The organism is Azospirillum sp. VT-I1, assembly GCF_055698305.1.
On the sequence record NZ_CP168807.1, the window covers coordinates 273,978 to 292,699 of the forward strand.

General features: G+C 67.4%; 8 protein-coding genes. 6 read left to right on the forward strand and 2 right to left on the reverse strand.

Annotated features, from left to right (window positions below):
* Nucleotides 1-131 precede the first annotated feature (131 nt).
* Nucleotides 132-7,823, reverse strand: coding sequence for a beta strand repeat-containing protein (locus tag AB8P05_RS32400; protein WP_472762035.1), 7,692 nt, complete (start codon nt 7,821-7,823; stop codon nt 132-134).
* Nucleotides 7,824-8,574: 751 nt separating this feature from the next.
* On the opposite strand from AB8P05_RS32400, the gene AB8P05_RS32405 reads away from it, so the two are divergent.
* The 6 genes from AB8P05_RS32405 to AB8P05_RS32430 all read left to right on the forward strand — a co-directional run bounded on the left by AB8P05_RS32405 (nt 8,575) and on the right by AB8P05_RS32430 (nt 17,637).
* The gene (locus AB8P05_RS32405; protein ID WP_472762036.1) at nt 8,575-10,761 is read left to right on the forward strand and encodes a DUF6165 family protein; all 2,187 of its coding nucleotides are present in this window, start codon (nt 8,575-8,577) and stop codon (nt 10,759-10,761) included.
* Between the two features lie 41 nt (nt 10,762-10,802).
* Nucleotides 10,803-13,841: a tetratricopeptide repeat protein gene (locus AB8P05_RS32410; protein ID WP_472762037.1), complete on the forward strand. Its 3,039-nt coding sequence runs from the start codon at nt 10,803-10,805 to the stop codon at nt 13,839-13,841.
* 121 nt (nt 13,842-13,962) lie between these two features.
* Nucleotides 13,963-14,931 carry a glycosyltransferase family 2 protein gene (locus tag AB8P05_RS32415; protein ID WP_472762038.1) on the forward strand — a complete coding sequence of 323 codons (969 nt, stop codon included), beginning with the start codon at nt 13,963-13,965 and terminating at the stop codon, nt 14,929-14,931.
* Entirely contained in the window at nt 14,928-15,818 is an 891-nt protein-coding gene (locus AB8P05_RS32420; RefSeq protein ID WP_472762039.1) for a glycosyltransferase family 2 protein, read from the forward strand. The genes AB8P05_RS32415 and AB8P05_RS32420 overlap by 4 nt, the downstream gene beginning before the upstream one ends.
* Nucleotides 15,819-15,893: 75 nt before the next feature.
* On the forward strand, nt 15,894-16,787 hold the full coding sequence (locus AB8P05_RS32425) for a glycosyltransferase (protein WP_472762040.1): 894 nt from the start codon (nt 15,894-15,896) through the stop codon (nt 16,785-16,787).
* A 118-nt stretch (nt 16,788-16,905) separates the two neighbouring features.
* Nucleotides 16,906-17,637, forward strand: coding sequence for a hypothetical protein (locus AB8P05_RS32430; protein WP_472762041.1), 732 nt, complete (start codon nt 16,906-16,908; stop codon nt 17,635-17,637).
* Nucleotides 17,638-17,667: 30 nt separating this feature from the next.
* On the opposite strand, the gene AB8P05_RS32435 is transcribed toward AB8P05_RS32430, so the two are convergent.
* Nucleotides 17,668-18,705 (reverse strand): glycosyltransferase family protein, encoded by a 1,038-nt coding sequence (locus AB8P05_RS32435; RefSeq protein WP_472762042.1) that lies wholly within the window; start codon nt 18,703-18,705, stop codon nt 17,668-17,670.
* Between the last annotated feature and the right edge of the window lie 17 nt (nt 18,706-18,722).

Genomic DNA, 18,722 nt, shown 5'->3' on the forward strand with positions numbered 1-18,722 from the left:
GGTCGCCGCCTTTTCTTTTGCGCAACAGGTCCGGCAAGGCCGGGCCAAGCGAACCGCCTTCCAAGCCACCGCAAAAGAAAAGGGCGCCCTTTCGGGCGCCCTTCCCTTTACCGCGATGCTTTGTCGCCGGATCAACCGAGGTTGATGTCGGAGAGCGAGAGCACCGTGCCGTTGTAGACGCCGAGCAGGCGCACCTCGGTGGCGGCCACCTGGCCGTCGCCGTTGGTGTCGACCACCTGGTACAGGCCCGAGTTCGTGCCGTTGTTGGCCAGAACCAGCGTGCTCGCACCAGCCGACGAGTTCGTCAGCGTACCCAGAGCCGTACGGAAGTTGGCGAGGTTGGCATCCGTCAGGCTGCCGCTGACCGCCGAGGACAGGCTGACCAGTTCGTTGGTCATGCTCACCCCGTTGGTCGCCGCGGTCGCCGTGGTCAGCGAAGCGTCGCCATTCCGGTCCGCCGTGGTCCGGGCCACATCCGTCAGCTGCACCTTGTCGGTGCCGCTCTGGAAGTTCGACACCGAGATGAAGCCGGTGTTCGCACCCAGCGCCGCGATGTCGCTGAAGGACGAGTACACCACCGTATCGGTGCCGCTGCCCGACGCCAGGCTGATGCTGTCGCCAGTACCACCCTGGAAGCGGATCGACCCGCTGGTCACCGTGATCGCATCGGTGCCGAGGCCGCCGACCAGCGTCTCGATGCCCGAGACCGACATGGTCACGCCGGTGTTGCCGGTGGTGATCACGTCGTTGCCCGTGCCGCCGACCAGCGTCTCGATGCCGCGCAGCAGAACCGTCGAGCCGCCGTCGCCGAGGCTGACCACATCCGTGGCCGCACCGCCGACGATGATCTCGATCCCGCTCTCCGCACGCATGGTCACGCCGGTGTCACCCAGCAGGACCAGGTCGCTGCCCGCACCACCGATCATGGTGTCGATGCCGCGGGTGATGACGGTGTTGCCCGACGCACCCAGGGTCACGACGTCCGAACCGGCGCCGCCGACCAGGAACTCCACGCCCGAGGCCAGCATCGTCACGCCGGCCGAGCCGGTGAAGACGATGTCGGTGCTCGCACCGCCGGTCAGGGTGTCGATGCCCGACACGGTGATGGTGTTCGGCGTGTCGCCCAGCGTGATCACATCGGTGCCGGCCGCGCCGATCAGGGTCTCGACCGCGCGGGTCAGCAGCGTGCTGCCCGACGTGGAGAGGCTGACGACGTCGGTGGCCGCACCACCGATCAGCAGTTCGATGCCCGTGCCCAGCGCCATGGTGACGCCGGTGTCGCCCAGGAACACCCAGTCGGTGCCCGCACCGCCCGACAGCGTATCGATGCCGCGGGTGATGACGGTGTTGCCCGAGGAGCCCAGGGTGACCACGTCGGTGCCCGTGCCGCCGACCAGGAACTCGATGCCCGAAGCGGTCATCGTCACGCCGGCCGAGCCGGTGAAGACGATGTCGGTGCTCGCACCGCCGGTCAGGGTGTCGATGCCGGTGACGGTGACCGTGTTCACCGTGTCGCCGAGCGTGATCACGTCGGTGCCGGTCGAACCGATCAGGGTCTCGATCGCACGGGTCAGCAGGGTGGCGCCCGAAGTGCTGATGCTCAGCACGTCGGTGGCCGTGCCGCCGACCAGAACCTCGATGCCGGTGCCCAGCGTCATCGTGTTGCCGGTGTCACCCAGGAACACGACGTCGGTGCCCACATCGCCGATCAGCGTCTCGATGCCGCGGATCGTGGTGGTGTTGCCGGCCGAACCCAGGGTCAGGACGTCGGTGCCGGTGTTGCCGATCACGAAGTCCGCGCCCGAGACGGTCAGGGTCGCACCCGCCGAACCGGTGAAGATCACCTCAAGGCCCGTGCCGCCGATCAGCGTCTCGATGCCGAGAGCCAGCAGCGTGCCGCCGACAGTGCCGATGGTGACGATGTCGGTGCCCGTGCCGCCGACCAGCGTCTCGATGCCCGACACCACCAGCGTGTTGCCGGCCGTGCCGAGAGTGACGATGTCCGAAGCCGAACCGCCGGTCAGCGTCTCGATCCCGCTGACGAGCAGCGAGTTCGCGGTGTTGCCCAGCGTGACGACGTCGGTGCCGCCCTGACCCGTCAGCGTCTCGATGCCGCGCAGCAGCACCGTGTTGCCGGCCGTGCCCAGCGTGACCACGTCGGTGCCGGTGCCGCCGATCAGGATGTCGATCGCCGAAACCAGGGCCGTCGTGCCGCCCGAACCCAGGAACACCAGTTCCGAACCCGAACCGCCGGTGATCGTCTCCAGAGCATTGGCCAGGAAGGTCGAGCCGACCGTGCCGATGGTGATGACGTCCGTACCAGCACCGCCCGTCACCGTCTCCAGCGCCGAAACCAGCATGGTCGTGCCGGTCGTGCCGATGGTGATGACGTCCGTGCCAGCGCCGCCCGCCAGCGTCTCCAGCGCCGAAACCAGCATGGTCGTGCCGGTGTCGCCGATGGTGATGATGTCGGTGCCGCCCTGACCCGTCAGCGTCTCAAGGCCGCGCAGGATCACCGTGTTACCGGCCGTGCCCAGCGTGACGATGTCGGTGGTGGTGCCGCCGACCAGGATCTCGAGACCCGAGGCCAGGACGGTGTTGCCCGAGGAGCCCAGGAACACGAGGTCGGAACCCGTGCCGCCGGCGATCGTCTCGATGGAGTTGGCGAGCAGGGTGCTGCCAGCCGTCCCCAGCGTGATGACGTCGGTGCCCGTGCCGCCGGTGACCGTCTCCAGAGCCGAGACCAGCATGGTGGCGCCGGCCGTGCCCAGGGTGACGACGTCGGTCGAAGCACCACCCGTCAGGGTGTCGATCAGGGTGGCGAACAGCGTGTTGCCGGTCGAACCCAGGGTGATCACGTCGGTGCCCGCGCCGCCGGTCAGCGTCTCGATCGCCGACAGCACCATGGTGGTGCCGGTGGTGCCGAGGTTGACGACGTCGGAGCCCGTGCCGCCAACCAGCGTGTCGATCAGCGAGATCGCCAGCGTGTTGCCGGTGTTGCCCAGCGTGATGACTTCGGTGCCGACGTTACCGGTCAGCGTCTCGATGCCGCGCAGCAGCACCGTGTTGCCGGCCGTGCCCAGCGTGACCACGTCGGTGCCCGCACCGCCGATCAGGATGTCGACAGCCGACACCGTGACCGTGTTGCCGGAAGCACCCAGGAACACCAGTTCCGAACCCGTGCCGCCGGTGATCGTCTCCAGCGCATTGGCCAGGAAGGTCGCGCCGACCGAGCCGATGGTGATGACGTCCGTGCCGCCCTGGCCGGTGATCGTCTCGAGAGCCGAGACCAGCAGGGTGTTGCCGGTGGTGCCCAGAGTGATGGCGTCGGTGCCCGCACCGCCCGTCAGCGTCTCCAGACCCGAAGCCAGCATGGTGGTGCCGGTGTCGCCGATGGTGACGACGTCGGTGCCGCCCTGGCCCGTCAGCGTCTCGATGCCGCGGACGAGGATGGTGTTACCGGCCGTGCCCAGCGTGACGACTTCGGTGCCAGCACCGCCGACCAGCAGTTCCAGACCCGAGACCAGCAGGGTGTTGCCGGCCGCGCCGAGGAGGACCCAATCGGTGCCCGTGCCGCCGGCGATCGTCTCCAGCGCCGAAGCGGTGAGCGTGCTGCCCGCCGTGCCCAGCGTGATGACGTCGGTGCCCGTGCCGCCGGTGACCGTCTCCAGAGCCGAGACCAGCAGGGTGTTGCCCGCCGTACCCAGAGCGACGACGTCGGTGCCCGCACCGCCGGCGATCGTCTCGAGCAGGTTGACGAACAGGGTGTTGCCGACCGAACCCAGGGTGACGACGTCGGTGCCGCCCTGGCCCGACAGGGTTTCCAGACCCGAGACGAACAGGGTGCCGCCGGCGGTGCCGATCGTGATGACGTCGGTGGCAGCGCCGCCGATGACCGTCTCGAACAGCGAAACCGACGCGGTGTTGCCCGTGTCGCCCAGCGTCAGAACGTCGGTGCCGCCCTGGCCGATCAGCGTCTCGATGCCGCGGAGCAGCAGCGTGTTGCCGGCCGAGCCGAAGGTGACGACGTCGGTGCCCGTGCCGCCGATCAGGATGTCGATGCCCGACACCGAGACCGTCGAACCGGCCGTGCCGAGGAACACCAGTTCGGAGCCCGTGCCGCCCGTGATCGTCTCGAGCAGGTTGGCGAGCAGCGTGCCGCCGGCCGAGCCGATGGTGACGACGTCGGTGCCGCCCTGGCCCGACAGGGTTTCCAGACCCGAGACCAGCAGGGTGTTGCCGGCGGTGCCCAGCGAGATCACGTCGGTGGCAGCGCCGCCGATCAGGGTCTCGAGGCCCGAAGCCAGCATGGTGGTGCCGGTGTCGCCGATGGTGACGACGTCGGTGCCGCCCTGGCCCGTCAGCGTCTCGAGGCCGCGCACGATGACGGTGTTGCCCGCCGTGCCCAGCGTGATCGCGTCGGTGCCCGCACCGCCGATCAGGAACTCAAGAGCCGAAGCCAGCAGGGTGTTGCCGGCCGAACCCAGGAAGACCAGGTCCGAACCCGTGCCGCCCGTCAGCGTCTCCAGACCCGAAGCCAGCAGCGTGCCGCCGACCGAGCCCAGCGTGACGACGTCGGTGCCCGTGCCGCCCGTCAGGGTTTCGAGCAGCGACACCAGGATGGTGTTGCCGACCGTGCCCAGCGTGACGACGTCGGTGCCGACCTGACCGGTCAGCGTCTCGAGACCGGCCACCAGGATGGTGTTGCCGAGGACCGAGCCGATGGTGACGACGTCGGTGCCGCCCTGGCCCGTCAGGGTCTCCAGACCCGAGACGAACAGGGTGCTGCCGGCGGTGCCGATGGCGATGACGTCGGTGCCCGTGCCGCCGATGACCGTCTCGAACAGCGAGACCGACGCGGTGTTGCCCGTGTCGCCCAGCGTCAGCACGTCGGTGCCGGCGGCGCCGATCAGCGTCTCGATGCCGCGGAGCAGCAGCGTGTTGCCGGCGGTGCCGAAGGTGACGACGTCGGTGCCCGTGCCGCCGATCAGGATGTCGATGCCCGACACCGAGAGCGTCGAACCGGCCGTGCCGAGGAACACCAGCTCGGAGCCCGTGCCGCCCGTGATCGTCTCGAGCAGGTTGGCGAGCAGCGTACCGCCGGCCGAGCCGATGGTGACGACGTCGGTGCCGCCCTGGCCCGACAGGGTTTCCAGACCCGAGACCAGCAGGGTGTTGCCGGCGGTGCCCAGCGAGATCACGTCGGTGGCAGCGCCGCCGATCAGGGTCTCGAGAGCAGAGACCTGCATGGTGGTGCCGGTGTCGCCGATGGTGACGACGTCGGTGCCGCCCTGGCCGGTCAGCGTCTCCAGACCGCGCACGGTGACGGTGTTGCCCGCCGTGCCCAGCGTGACGATGTCGGTGCCCGTGCCGCCGATCAGGAACTCGAGGCCCGACACCAGAGCGGTGCTGCCGGCCGTGCCGAGGAAGACCAGATCGGAGCCCGTGCCGCCGGCGATCGTCTCGAGCAGGTTGGCGAGCAGGGTGTTGCCAGCCGAACCCAGCGTGACGACGTCGGTGCCAGCACCGCCGGTCAGCGTCTCGAGAGCCGAGACGAACAGGGTGTTGCCCGAGGTGCCGATGTTGAGGACATCGGTGCCGGCGCCGCCGGCGATCGTCTCGAGAGCGGTGGCGACCAGGGTGTTGCCGGCCGAACCCAGCGTGATGACGTCGGTGCCGCCCTGGCCCGTCAGGGTCTCAAGACCCGAAACCAGCAGGGTGTTGCCCGAGGTGCCGATGGTGACGACGTCGGAGCCGGTGCCGCCCGCCAGAGTCTCGAGAGCCGAGACCAGCAGGGTGTTGCCGGTGTCGCCCAGCGTGATGGCATCGGTGCCGGCAGCGCCCGTCAGGGTCTCCAGGCCACGCAGCAGGACCGTGTTGCCGACGGTGCCCAGCGTGACGACGTCGGTGCCCGTGCCGCCGATCAGGACGTCGATGGCCGAAACGGTCAGCGTGTTGCCGGCCGTGCCGAGGAACACCAGTTCGGAGCCGGCGGCGCCGGTGATGGTCTCGACCAGGCTGGCGAGGATCGTCGCGCCGGCAGCGGCCAGCGTGATGACGTCGGTGCCGCCCTGGCCCGTCAGCGTCTCGACCGCCGAGACCAGCAGGGTGCTGCCGGTGGTGGAGATGGTGACGATGTCGTTGGCGGTGCCGCCGACCAGCGTCTCGATGCCGCCGACGGTCAGCGTGTTGACGGTGTCGCCCAGCGTGATGACGTCGGTGCCGCCCTGGCCCGTGATCGTCTCGACCGCACGCACCAGCAGGGTGCCGCCGACGGTGCCCAGCGTGACGACGTCGGTGCCGGTGCCGCCGATCAGCGTCTCGACCGACGAAACCGTGGTCGTGTTGCCGGCCGTGCCGAGGAACACCAGATCCGAACCGGCGCCGCCGGTCAGGGTCTCGAGCAGCGAAGCCGTGATGGTGTTGCCGCTGGAGGCCAGCGTGATGACGTCGGTGCCCGCAGCGCCGGTCAGCGTCTCGACCGCCGAGACCAGCAGGGTGCTGCCGGTGGTGGCGATGGTGACGACGTCGCCGGCGGTGCCGCCGGTCAGCGTCTCGATGCCGCCGACGGTCAGCGTGTTGGCGGTGTTGCCCAGCGTGATGACGTCGGTGCCCGCAGCGCCGGTCAGCGTCTCGACCGCGCGCACCAGCAGGGTGCTGCCGATGGTGCCGGTCAGGACGACGTCGGTGCCGTCACCGCCGACCAGGGTCTCGATCGCCGAAACGGTGGTGGTGTTGCCAGCCGTGCCGAAGAGCAGAACCAGGTCCGAACCGGCATTGCCGGTGATCGTCTCGAGCAGCGAGGCCGTGACGGTGTTGCCGCCCGTACCCAGCGTGATGACGTCGGTGCCGCCCTGGCCCGTCAGCGTCTCGACGGCGTTGACCAGCAGGGTGCTGCCGGTGGTGCCGATGGTGACGATGTCGGTGCCCGCGCCGGCGGTCAGCGTCTCGAGCCCGGCCACCAGGACGGTGTTGCCGGCCGAGCCGATGGTGACGACGTCGGTGCCGGCGCCGCCGGTCAGCGTCTCGACCGCGGTGATCAGCAGGGTGGTGCCGGTCGTGCCGAACGAAACCACGTCGGACAGCGTGCTGCCGGTCAGCGTCTCGATCAGCGAGACCTGCAGGGTGGCGCCCGTGGTGGCCAGCGTGATGACGTCGGTGCCGGCGCCGCCGGTCAGCGTCTCGAGCGCCGAAACCAGCATGGTGTTGCCGTTGCCGACGAGCGTGATGACGTCGGTGCCGCCCTGGCCGATCAGCGTCTCAAGCGCCGTGACCAGCATGGTGTTGCCGGCGGTGCCCAGCGTGACGATGTCGGTGCCGATGCCGCCAGCCAGCGACTCCAGCCCGGAAACCAGGACGGTGTTGCCGGACGTGCCGAGGAAGACGACGTCGGTGCCGTTCTGGCCCGTCAGCGTCTCGACAGCCGAAACCAGCAGGGTATTGCCCGCGGTGCCCAGCGTGACGATGTCGGAGCCCGCGGCGCCGGCCAGCGTCTCGAGGGCCGACACCAGGATGGTGCTGCCGCCGGAGGCCAGCGTGACGATGTCGGTGCCCGCGTCGCCGGTCAGCGTCTCGATGGCCGAGATCAGCAGCGTGTTGCCGACAGTGCCCAGCGTGACGATATCCGTGCCCGCGCCGCCGGTGATCGTCTCAAGCAAAGACACCAGCATCGTGGAGCCGGACGTGCCGACCGAAATCACATCCGTCGAGCTGCTGCCCACCAGGGTTTCCAGCAGCGAAACCTGCAGGGTGGAACCGGCCGTCAGCGTGATGAGTTCGGTGCCCGCAGTACCAATCAGAGTTTCCAGCGCCGAGATCGACACCGTGTTACCGGCGGTCCCGAGCGTGATGACGTCCGTACCAGAGCTGCCGATGATTGTAGAGAACTGTCCTAGTGTTAGGGTTGAACCCGTCGTTACGTTAAAGGTTCCAGCCATACTAATCCCCTTCAGGTTTGGTTCGCCGGCGGATGAACCATCTTTAAGGCGCGCGTCACGCTCGGCTGATGGCAGGCAGAGTCAGTCCTAGCGCGAGCTAACACACCGTGCCCTTGTTATCCGAAGGAATGGACCCAAAGCAACGCGTTTCTACCGAAGTGGGTAGGGCGAAACGCCTGACCGGACGGGCAGTCCCATAAGGGCCATATCCCACTCCTACGCTCCCCCCAACAAGTGTCTGGAAAATCTGTCGAAATACCCGGTATGGCCAATCCGCAACAGGCTTGGTTGAAGTTGGTGGTACCCACAGTCCAACAATCCGTCGCCGTGGCCGCCCCGATGCAGGGCTCATTTCCACTCGACTCGCATCTGCGACGGCGAGCATTTACGCAGCCTTTCCGGTCACCGTCACTTCGGCGGCAACGGCTTGGCTTAAGCCTATGCAGTCATCATCGTTACAATTTCATAATATGGACAGTATTGCCGGCGACGCCCCGGCGTGGATGCCTGACGTGGACGCATGTGCGACCAGGATCACGCTTGGAGAATTCGGGAACACCCGCTATTCCGTTCCGGCGGCCGGATCGGCAGGCTGCCGAACCGATGCCGCAGGACCGACAGAGGCGACCGAGCAAACATGGCGACCATCCAGGAGGCACTCGCCGCGGCGGTGCGGCACCACCAGAGCGGCCAGGTCGCCGTTGCGGCCCGCATCTACCGCCGCATCATCGAGATCGCACCCGACCAGACCGACGCCCTGCATCTGATGGGGCTGGCCGTCCGGCGCACCGGCCAGGGCGGCGCAGCACTGCGCCTGCTGGCCCGCGCGTTGCGCCTCGATCCAGCCATGGCGGAGCCGCGCCTCAATCTCGGCAACATGCTGCGCGACTTCGGGGCCGGACAGGCGGCGGCGGCGGCCTACCGCAGCGCCATCGCCCTGCGGCCGGGCCTGACCGCCGCCTATGAAAGCCTGGGGGGACTGCACCGCGGACAGGGCCGCTCCGCAGAAGCCGAACGGGCCTATCGCCGCGCGATCCGCGTCGACCCGATGGCGACGGAAGGCCACAACGGGCTGGCCAACGTCCTGCAGGAACGCGATGCGCTGGACCAGGCCGTCACGGCTTATCGCCGCGGGCTGGCCATCGATCCCGCACATGCGGCCGCCTGCAACAATATGGGAATAGCGCTCCGCGGGCTGGCCCGCACGGACGAGGCGATGGCCTGCCACCGCCACGCCGTGACGCTGGATCCGTATTTCGCCGCCGGCCACACCAGCCTCGGCCTCGGCCTGCAGGAGCAGGGGCGTCTGGAGGAGGCGGCGCGCGCCCATGCCCGCGCGGTCGCTGTCGATCCGGGCTTCGCCGGCGGCTATGCCAACCACGGCAACGCCCGGCTGAACCAGAACCGGCTGGTTGAGGCGATCGCCGGCTTCCGCCGCGCCGTCACAATCGACCCGGCCGGCCCGGACGCCCGCCGCAACCTCGGCATGGCCCTGCTGGTCGCCGGCCGATTCGAGGAGGGCTGGCGCGAATATGAATGGCGGCTGCGCTGCAAGGATGCCCCCACCCTTGCCGCCATGCCCAAGCCGCGCTGGACGGGCGAGCCGCTGGAGGGCCGCCGTATCCTGCTGCATGGCGAACAGGGGCTGGGCGATGCCCTGCAGTTCTGCCGCTACGTGCCCCTGGTGGCGGCACGCGGCGGACGGGTGATCCTGGGCCTGCCGGCCCCGCTGGAGCGGGTGATGGCCGGGCTCCCCGGCGTGGAGCGCTTCGTCAGCGGCCAGTTCCCCACCGATGCCTTCGACCTGCATCTGCCGATGCTGAGCCTGGGCGAGGTGTTCGGCACCCAGATGGACACCATCCCGCACCGCGTGCCCTACCTGACGGCCGAGCCCGATCTGGTGGCGCGCTGGGGCGAGCGGCTGAAGGGGCTGGCAAAGGACGGGGGCCGCCTGAAGGTCGGCATCGTCTGGGCCGGATCGCCCACCCACGGCAACGACAGGAACCGCTCCATCGGGCTCGCTCCCTTCGCCCGGCTCGCCGCCATCCCCGGCGTCAGCCTCGTCTCCATCCAGAAGGGACCGACCGAGGGACAGGCGGCGAACCCGCCCGGCGGATTCCCCCTGCTGAACCTGTCGCCCGACATCCGGGACTTCGCAGACACCGCCGCCATCATGGCCGGCCTCGACCTGGTGGTCTGCGTCGACACCTCCGTCGCCCATCTCGCGGGTGCGCTGGGCGTCCCGGTCTGGGTGCTGGTCCCCTTCGCGCCGGACTGGCGCTGGATGCTCGACCGCGAGGACAGCCCCTGGTATCCGACCATGCGCCTGTTCCGCCAGGACCGCCCCGGTTCCTGGGACGATGCCATGGACCGCCTGGAACACGCGCTCCGCGAGCGCGCCACACACGTCAACCACACCCGAACCGGAGCTTCCGACATGCCGATCCTGGCGCCCGTATCCTGGGGCGAACTGCTGGACAAGATCACCATCCTCGACATCAAGGCCGAGCGCATCGCAGACGCCGACAAGCTGGCCAACGTCCGGCGCGAACGCGAAGCGCTGGAAGCCGTCGCGGCACAGGCCGACACCGCCCGGCCGGAGGTCGCGGCGGTGATCGACGATCTGCGTGCGGTCAACACCACCCTGTGGGAGATCGAGGATGAAATCCGCGACTGCGAGCGCGCCAAGGATTTCGGCCCGCGCTTCGTCGAGCTGGCCCGGCGGGTCTACCGCACCAACGACCAGCGCGCGGCGCTGAAGCGCGACCTGAACCGGCTGCTCGGCTCCGAACTGGTCGAGGAAAAATCCTACCAGGCATATTGAGACCCGACAGCCCTCCCTCTCCAATCCAAGGGTCCTGCTCCATGACCACCGACAGCGCAACCGGGACCACCGACCTTCCGACCGCCCAGAACGGCCCGGAGCAGCAGAGCCTGGACCGTCAGGCCTTGGAACAGCGCCTGTCGCGGATCCTGGAGCTGTGCCGGACCGGCCGGCCGGAGGAGGCGGAGGGCCCCTACCGCGAACTGTGCGCCAACCCGCCGCGGGATGCCGCCGGGCTGCTGTCGCTGGCCGAGGCGGCCCGCATCCTGGGCCGGCCGGCCGATGGCGTGGCCTGGGCGGAAGCGGCGGTCCGGTCGCAGCCGGACCGGGCGGAGGGCTGGAGCGTGCTGGCCCTGGCATTCATCGCCGCCGGCCGCACCGACGACGGCTATGCCGCGGCTGCCGAGGCGTTGCGGCGGACCGGGAACGGGAACGGGACCGGGGCGTTGGGCGAGACGGGGGCGGCCCAGGCTGCAGTCCAGGCCCACCGCGCGCAGGCGCTCGCCCGGCTGCGCCGCGGCCAGCTGGCCGAAGCGGCGGCGGCCTGCGACATGGCCCTGCGCCTTGCCGACGGCACGGCACAGCCGGCGCAATCGCTGCGTCAGGCGCAGGCCGAGACGCTGGGCACCCTGGCGCTGGTCCGCATGCTGGAGGGCCGGACCGAGGAGGCCGAGACGCTGTTCCGCCGGGCGCTGTCCCACCGGCCGGTCCTGCCGGAGATCCTGGGCAACCACGCCTCGCTGCTGGCCCGGCTGGGCCGGGACGAGGAGGCGCTGGAGCAGGCCGAACAGGCGGTGGCGCTGCGTCCGCGCCTGACCGGAACCCTGTACCTGATCGGCACCCTGCACCACCGCGCCGGCCAGCCGGAATCGGCCATCGCCGCCTTCCACCGGGTGCTTGCGGTCGATCCCGGCCATCTCGACACGCGGCTGCGGCTGGCCGACAGCCTGCGCGTCGCCGGCCATTGGGAGGAGGCCGCCACCGTCTGCCGCGACGGGCTGGCCCGCATCGCCAACCCGGACGATCCCAACCGGACGCCGCTGCTGGCCAATCTGGGCGCCGCCCTGCAATCCGGCGGCGACGCCGCCGGCGCGCTGGAGGCCTACCGCGAGGCCCTGCGCCTGTCCCCCGACCTGCCGGAGGTCCACAACAACCTCGCCCGCCTGCACCAGGAAACCGGCAACCCCGACGCCGCCATCGAGGAACTGCGCCGCGCCACCGCCGGCCGGCCGGCCAACCAGCCGCTTCCCCTGCCGCTGCGCCGCACCCTGCTGTCGCTGCTGATCGCCGCCGGCCGCACCGCCGAGGCGGAGGCGGAGGCCTTCGGCATCGCCCGCACCGCACCGGAGGACGCGGAGCTGTGCTTCGGCATCGCCGCATTGTTCCTGCAAGGCGGCTGGCGCGATCAGGCCCTGCCCTATGCGCGCAAGGCGATCCGCCTCGCCCCCGGCGCGCCGCGCAACTGGATCGCCTTCGCCGAGGCGCTGCGCGACGCCGCCCCGCCCGAACCCGCCGACGGAGTGGATGAGGGGCTGCGCGCCGACCTGCTGGCGGCTCTCGGCCGGCCGGAGGTGGAGGGTGCCGGGCTGGGGCGCGCCATCGCCGGCGTGCTGATGGCCTCGCCCGTCATCCGGACCCTCGCCGCCCTGCCGGAGAATGAAGGCCCGGCCCTGGACGACGCCAGCCGCAACCTGCTGGCCGACGGTTCGCTCGCCGGGCTGGCGGAGGACGCGCTGCTGCTGGCCCATCTGCGCGCGGCACCGGTCTGCGATCCGGTGCTGGAGCGGGCGATGACCCGGCTGCGCCGGGTCCTGCTGCTGGCGCTGACCGGCCCCGGCCTGCCCGACCGGCCGGCCTGGCGCACCCTGTGCGCGGCCATCGCCGAGCAGTGCTTCCTCAACGAGTATGTCTTCGCCGAGACCGACGGCGAGTTCCAGGTGCTGGCGGTGCTGGTCCGCACGGCGGAGGCGACGCTGGGGAGCGGCGAGCAGCCGCCGGCGGTGCTGGTCGCCCTGCTCGGCGCCTACCGGCCGCTCTACCGCTGGGAACGGGCGGCCGCCCTGCAGTCCCTGTCCTGGCCCGACGAGATCGCCCGGCTGCTGAACCGGCAGGTCGCCGAACCGCTGGCCGAGGCGGCGATCCAGGCGGAGCTGCCGGCGCTGACCCCGATCAGCCACCCGGTATCGGTCGGCGTGCGCGCCCAGTACGAGGAGAACCCCTATCCGCGCTGGATGAGCACCGGCCTGCTGCCGGAGCCGGTGACGCTGCCCCGCTTCCTGCATGCCCTGTTCCCCCATGCCGCCCTGCCCGCTTCCCCCGCCTGGGACACGCCGGGCTGGGAGGCGCCGGAGGTGCTGGTCGCCGGCTGCGGCACCGGGCGCGAGGCGGTGTGGGCCGCCTCCACCCTGAAGAACGCCAAGGTGCTGGCGGTCGACCTCAGCCGCCGCAGCCTTGCCTACGCCACGCGGCAGAGCCGGCGGCTGGGGCTGAAGAACATCGAGTTCGCCCAGGCCGATCTGCTGGAGCTGGGGACGCTGGGCCGCCGCTTCGACGTGATCCACAGCGTCGGCGTGCTGCACCACATGGAAGACCCGATGGCGGGCCTGCGCGTGCTGCGCGGGCTGCTGCGGCCGCATGGCGTGATGGAGGTGGGCTTCTACAGCGCCGCCGCCCGCCGGCCGATCCTGGCCGCCCGCGCCTTCATCGCCGAGCGCGGCCATCCGCCGACGCTGGACGGCATCCGCCATGTCCGCCGCGACATCCAGGATCTGCCGGCCGATCATCCGGCACGCGCCGTCGTCCATTCCCCGGACTTCTACGGCACCAGCGCCTGCCGCGACCTTTTGATGCATGTCCACGAGCTGCATGTCACCCTGCCCTGGCTGGCCGGCGCGCTCGAGACGCTGGGCCTGGAGTTCCTGGGCTTCCGGCTGGCCGATCCCGCCGTGGCGGCGCTCTACCGCAAGCGCTTCCCCGAGGATCCGACGATGACCTCGCTGGCCCGCTGGGACCGGCTGGAGGCGGAGCATCCGATGATCTTCGGCGGGCTGTACCAGGCCTGGGTGCGGGCGCGGGAATAAGGGCGGGACGGGAGCGGGCGGGGGCCGGTTGACCCTGCCGGTTTCGGGGTGATATCGCTTCGCCGCCGGAAGAAGAGGCAGCCCAGGCAAGGCGAAAATGGACGCGGCAGAGAAAGACGTCATGGAACAGCTTGTAAAAGACAGGGTCTCGATCTGCATCCCGACCCGCAACCGCCCGGCCCTGCTGCGCGAGCTGCTGGACACGGTCTTCGCCCAGACCTACGGCAATTACGAAGTCATCATCACCGACAATTCGGACAATGACGAGACGCGCGATCTCGTCGCCGGCCGCTATGCCGATCCGCGCGTCCGGTATTACAAGAACGAGACCAACCTGGGGATGGACGGCAACGCGCGCCGCGCCTTCAGCTTCATCACCGGCGAGTTCTTCACCTTCACCGCCGACGACGATTTCTGGGACGCCGACAACCTGCGCCACAAGGTCGACCTGCTGCGCCGGGTGCCGGAGGTCAACGCCTGCTTCTCCAACGCCCACCACATCCTGATGGACGGGCGCCCGCACCCGCAGCCCTTCCACACCACGCTGCGGCCGGGGATGGAGGCGGTGATCGACGGCTATTACCTGAACCCGGTGTCGCTGCACGTCCCGCCGTCGCCGCCGCTGTTCGTCAACACCCTGACCGGCCTCTACCGCACGGCCCAGTTCCTGGCGCCGATGGTGGAATCCTGGGAATGCGGGTCGGAGGAATACGCCCACTGGTATCTCGGCCTGTCGGGCCAGCGGCTGGGCTATGTGTTCGACCCGCTCATCACCATCCGCGACGGCGAGCACAATTGGGAAATCCAGACCGGCAACGGCGCGGTGACCAATTACCGCAAGTCGCCGGAGACCCGCGCCGCCCAGCTGAACCGCATCTACTCCACGCTGCGCGCCAAGCGCGGGGCGGAGCTGACGAAGATCGACCGGCAGGTCGAGCTGGCGGTCTTCACCTTCCTGGTCGAACAGATCGGGCAGGCGGCGGTGCAGTATATCGGCAGCTTCCCGCTGATCACGGTGGCCGACTTCAACGCCTACATCCAGGAGCGCAACCGGCGTCAGGCGGCCCAGATCCAGGCGGCCCAGGCATGAGCGCCGTTTCCGCTCCACTCGTCAGCATCCTGATCCCGGCCTACAACCGGGAGCGCGAGATCGAGGAGACGATCCGCTCCGCGCTCGCCCAGACGGTGCGGGACATCGAGGTGGTGGTGGTGGACAACGCCAGCACCGACGGCACCTGGGCGATCTGCGAAAGGCTGGCGGCGGAGGACGGGCGGCTGCGCCTGTTCCGCAACGACGCCAACATCGGCCCGGTCAACAACTGGCGCCGCTGCGTCGCCGAGGCGCGGGCGCCCGTCTCCAAGATCCTGTTCTCCGACGACCGGCTGGAGCCGGCCTATCTGGAGCGCACCCTGCCGCGCCTTCAGGGGCGGGTCGCCTTCGTCTTCACTCCCGCCAAGCTGGTGGACGAGGCGGGGGCGTCGCACGGCGTCATCCACCAGTATTTCGTCGACACCTTCCCGTCCGACACCTTCGTCGTCGAGTATCTGTCGAACTTCGGCGGCCTGCCGGTGTCGCCCTGCGCGGCGCTGTTCCGCACCGCCGACCTGCGCGACGGCATCGTCAGCGACCTCGGCCCCGGCCCGGCGGGCGGTTCGGCCGCCGATTTCGAGGCGCACGGCGCCGGCCCCGACTGCCTGATCTACCTGATCGCCGCCAGCCGCTATCCCTATGTCGCCTATGTCGGCGAGCCGCTGGTCACCTTCCGGCGCGGCGGCATCACCTCCGACCTCGTCGCCAGCGGGCGCTTCTTCACCTGCTATCACCATGCGCTGATGTGGTTCATGAAGTCGCCGATGGCCCCGCCGCCCGCCCGGCTAGCCGCCGCCGCCCTGTGGCGGCAGGAGGTGCGCATCGCTCGCCGGGTCATCCCCTATGAGGATCACCTGCGGGCCTACGGGGTGGAATTGGTCCCTTGATTGGACGCGCTCTGCCATAGTACCAACTCTTTACCGAAGCTTGGAAAATTTCACAAAGCTCAAGGTTTCCATATAATGTACGCGTCCAGCCGCATAGGCATCAGAATAACCACCTACAATCGCGCTTCCTATCTGCAAGATTTTTTTGTCCGCAACGAAAGCATCATTTCGTCGCCGAATGTCAATGTTCGCATTTTCGATAATCACTCCACGGATGGGACCGAACAGGTTGCTTGGGATCAGGTCTACAAGCGAAACAACCTCTCCTATTACCGATGGCCTGAGAATGTCGGATTCGACCGCAGCCTTGCTCTGGCTGTCGAAAAAGAGGACACCAACAGCGACTATCTTTGGTGGTGCGCGGATGACGACATCATTGCACCAGACTCCTTGAGCGTAATCAGGAAAATTATTCAAGAAATTGATCCAGATCTTATATTTGCCAACTATTCTGCATACAACATCTTGGATTCCGGGAAATTCGATCTTATTTCTCAGCCTCAATATGGCGTTTATTGCAGCGGTGACTATGGAACAATTTCAAATCTAGGAAATTTATTCCGATCTATACTTCAAGCAGTTCCGTCTTTTGGATGCTTTATCATCAAAAGATCTTTGATTGATTTCATGGATACGGAATCACATATTGGAACGCACCACGCATATATCGGGTTTGTCCTCAATGCACTCGCGAGAAAGGCGCGCGAGATAAGCCCTGCCCGCGTCGGCATCACCCGTGACCCTCTTTTCTTTATCAACAAGAACGAAGATACAAAGACATGGAGCGGAAAGAACGATCACGTTCTCGCAGGAATACGCCGACTTCTTTCAGAATTTTCTTCAGAATATAATGAGCCAATCAAAGATATTTGGCCCAATTATGAGAGACTATACTTCAATTATTCCTTTGGTGACAAAAGACGTCTCTTGGAAGATCTTCGTTCATCCGAACGATTCTTTTTCGAATGATTCAATTTTCTCCTGGATGCCTTCAAATGACTTTTGATAAAAATTCAAGGGGCCGCCAAATCACTGTTGCTATATTCATAAATAGCCATATCCACATGTTCAAAAAAATCTCAGATACATGGACCTTTCCCTATACAAAACGGTTGTGATTTCCCCGTTTTCCCGCGCAGATTTAGAGGAAATTCTTCAAATCAATTTCGATCACATCCAGGTTCCGTTAGGGCAGGATTTTGACAGGAACTTCCTGTCTCTTTGCGAACTTGCAAAGGATATGGAGGACGACAGCTGGATCGTCCCGCTCGCCGATGACGACATTATCCTTAATTTTCAGACCGTCAACGGAGAACGCCTTAGCGACTTCTCGGAAGAGTTGAGAAAATCCAGAGAAAGAGGGGCAAGCTTTGTTTTGTTCGAACATGCTGAATACTCGACAGACGGCATAGAAAGACATTCCATCATGAGGGAGAGCGCGCAGTTCCCTCAGAGGGATCGGGAAATGGTCAGGATAGCCTCAATGTCATCCCCATACATGCTATCCTTCCCAAGATTTTGCGGCATCGCCTATGAGGCGAAGCTGCTCAAATTTCCGGAGATCACCAGCTATGCCGGAACGTTGCATGCCTATGCCGCCCCGATGTATCTGAGCGTCATGAACGGCCTATGGGGAGAATTCATACCATCCCCGAGATTCGCCTATTATGCACCGGAAAACAAATCCTGGTCATGGACGAACAAAACCAGGATATTTCTCGGCATTATGCATTTCGCCAGCCTGTCGACTTCGCTTGGGTATGAACAGGCAGCATTTTCGGACTGGCCGCACCGGTTCCGCTTCCTGCTCCACCCCTGATTCAGCTGCAGCGGGCAAGCCGTTGCACCGTCACAGTTCACGCTCCGCGATGTCCTGCTGGATGCGCTCCCAGATGCCGGTGAAGATGCGGTCCCAGGAATGCTGCTCCAGCACCTGCCGGACGACGCCGGCGCTGCGCCGCTCATACTCCTCCTGCGGCATCGTCAGGGCGCGGGCGATGATGGCGCGGTTGGCCTCGGCGTCCTGGGTCAACTCGATGGCGTAGGGGGAACGGAAGCCGCTCTCCGGGGTGACCATCGGCACCAGGCCGCGGGCGCAGTTCTCCAGGATGGCGGTGGCCTGGGCGTCGCGCGAGCTGGCGTGGATGTAGAAGGCGCAGTTGTCCTTGATAAAGCGGTCCTGCTGGGCCGAGCTGTTGTCGACCCAGCCGAGCGAGACGAACTCGTGCCCGTTCAGGCGGACGCGCTGGTAGGGGTGGGCGCGCAGCGCGCTGCTGCCGGCATGCAGCACGGCGCCGGTGCCGGCGACGCTGTTCAGCAGCAGGTCGAAGCCTTTGTGCGGGGCGAGGTCGCTCATGTGCAGCAGGCCGCGCATGCTGGCTTGCGAATAGCTGCGCGGCGGGGCGAAGCGGTGGCCTTCGCAGCCCATGTCGATGCGGACGATGCGGTCCTTGACCCGGCCCAGCATGTCGTCGCCCGGCAGGGCCTGGATGCGCTCGTACCAATAGTCGCCGCAGATGCCGAAGATCAGCCGCGCCCCCTGGAGCTGGCTGTCCATGAAGGGGCTCCAGCTCTTGTGCTCCTCCACCGGTTCGGGGAGCAGGGGCAGCATCAAATAGGTGTTGGGATGGGCCGGCTGGCCGGGCTCCAGCGCGTTGTCGCGCACCCAGTCGTCAGCAAGCCCGCCGGCGGAATCGAAGCTGGTGTGGCCCAGCAGGATGTCCGCCGGGTTCCGCGTGACGCGCGAGGCGTTGAAGCTGTCGAGATGGACGTCGGTGAAGCGGCCGAGCACGCGGCGCGCATGCTTGCAGATCTCCGCGTTGTTCGCCTCGTACTTGTCGTAGCTGTCGCGGCGGAAGGTGTAGGGCGTCCAGAAGAAATGCAGCATGCTCGGTCTCAGTCGAT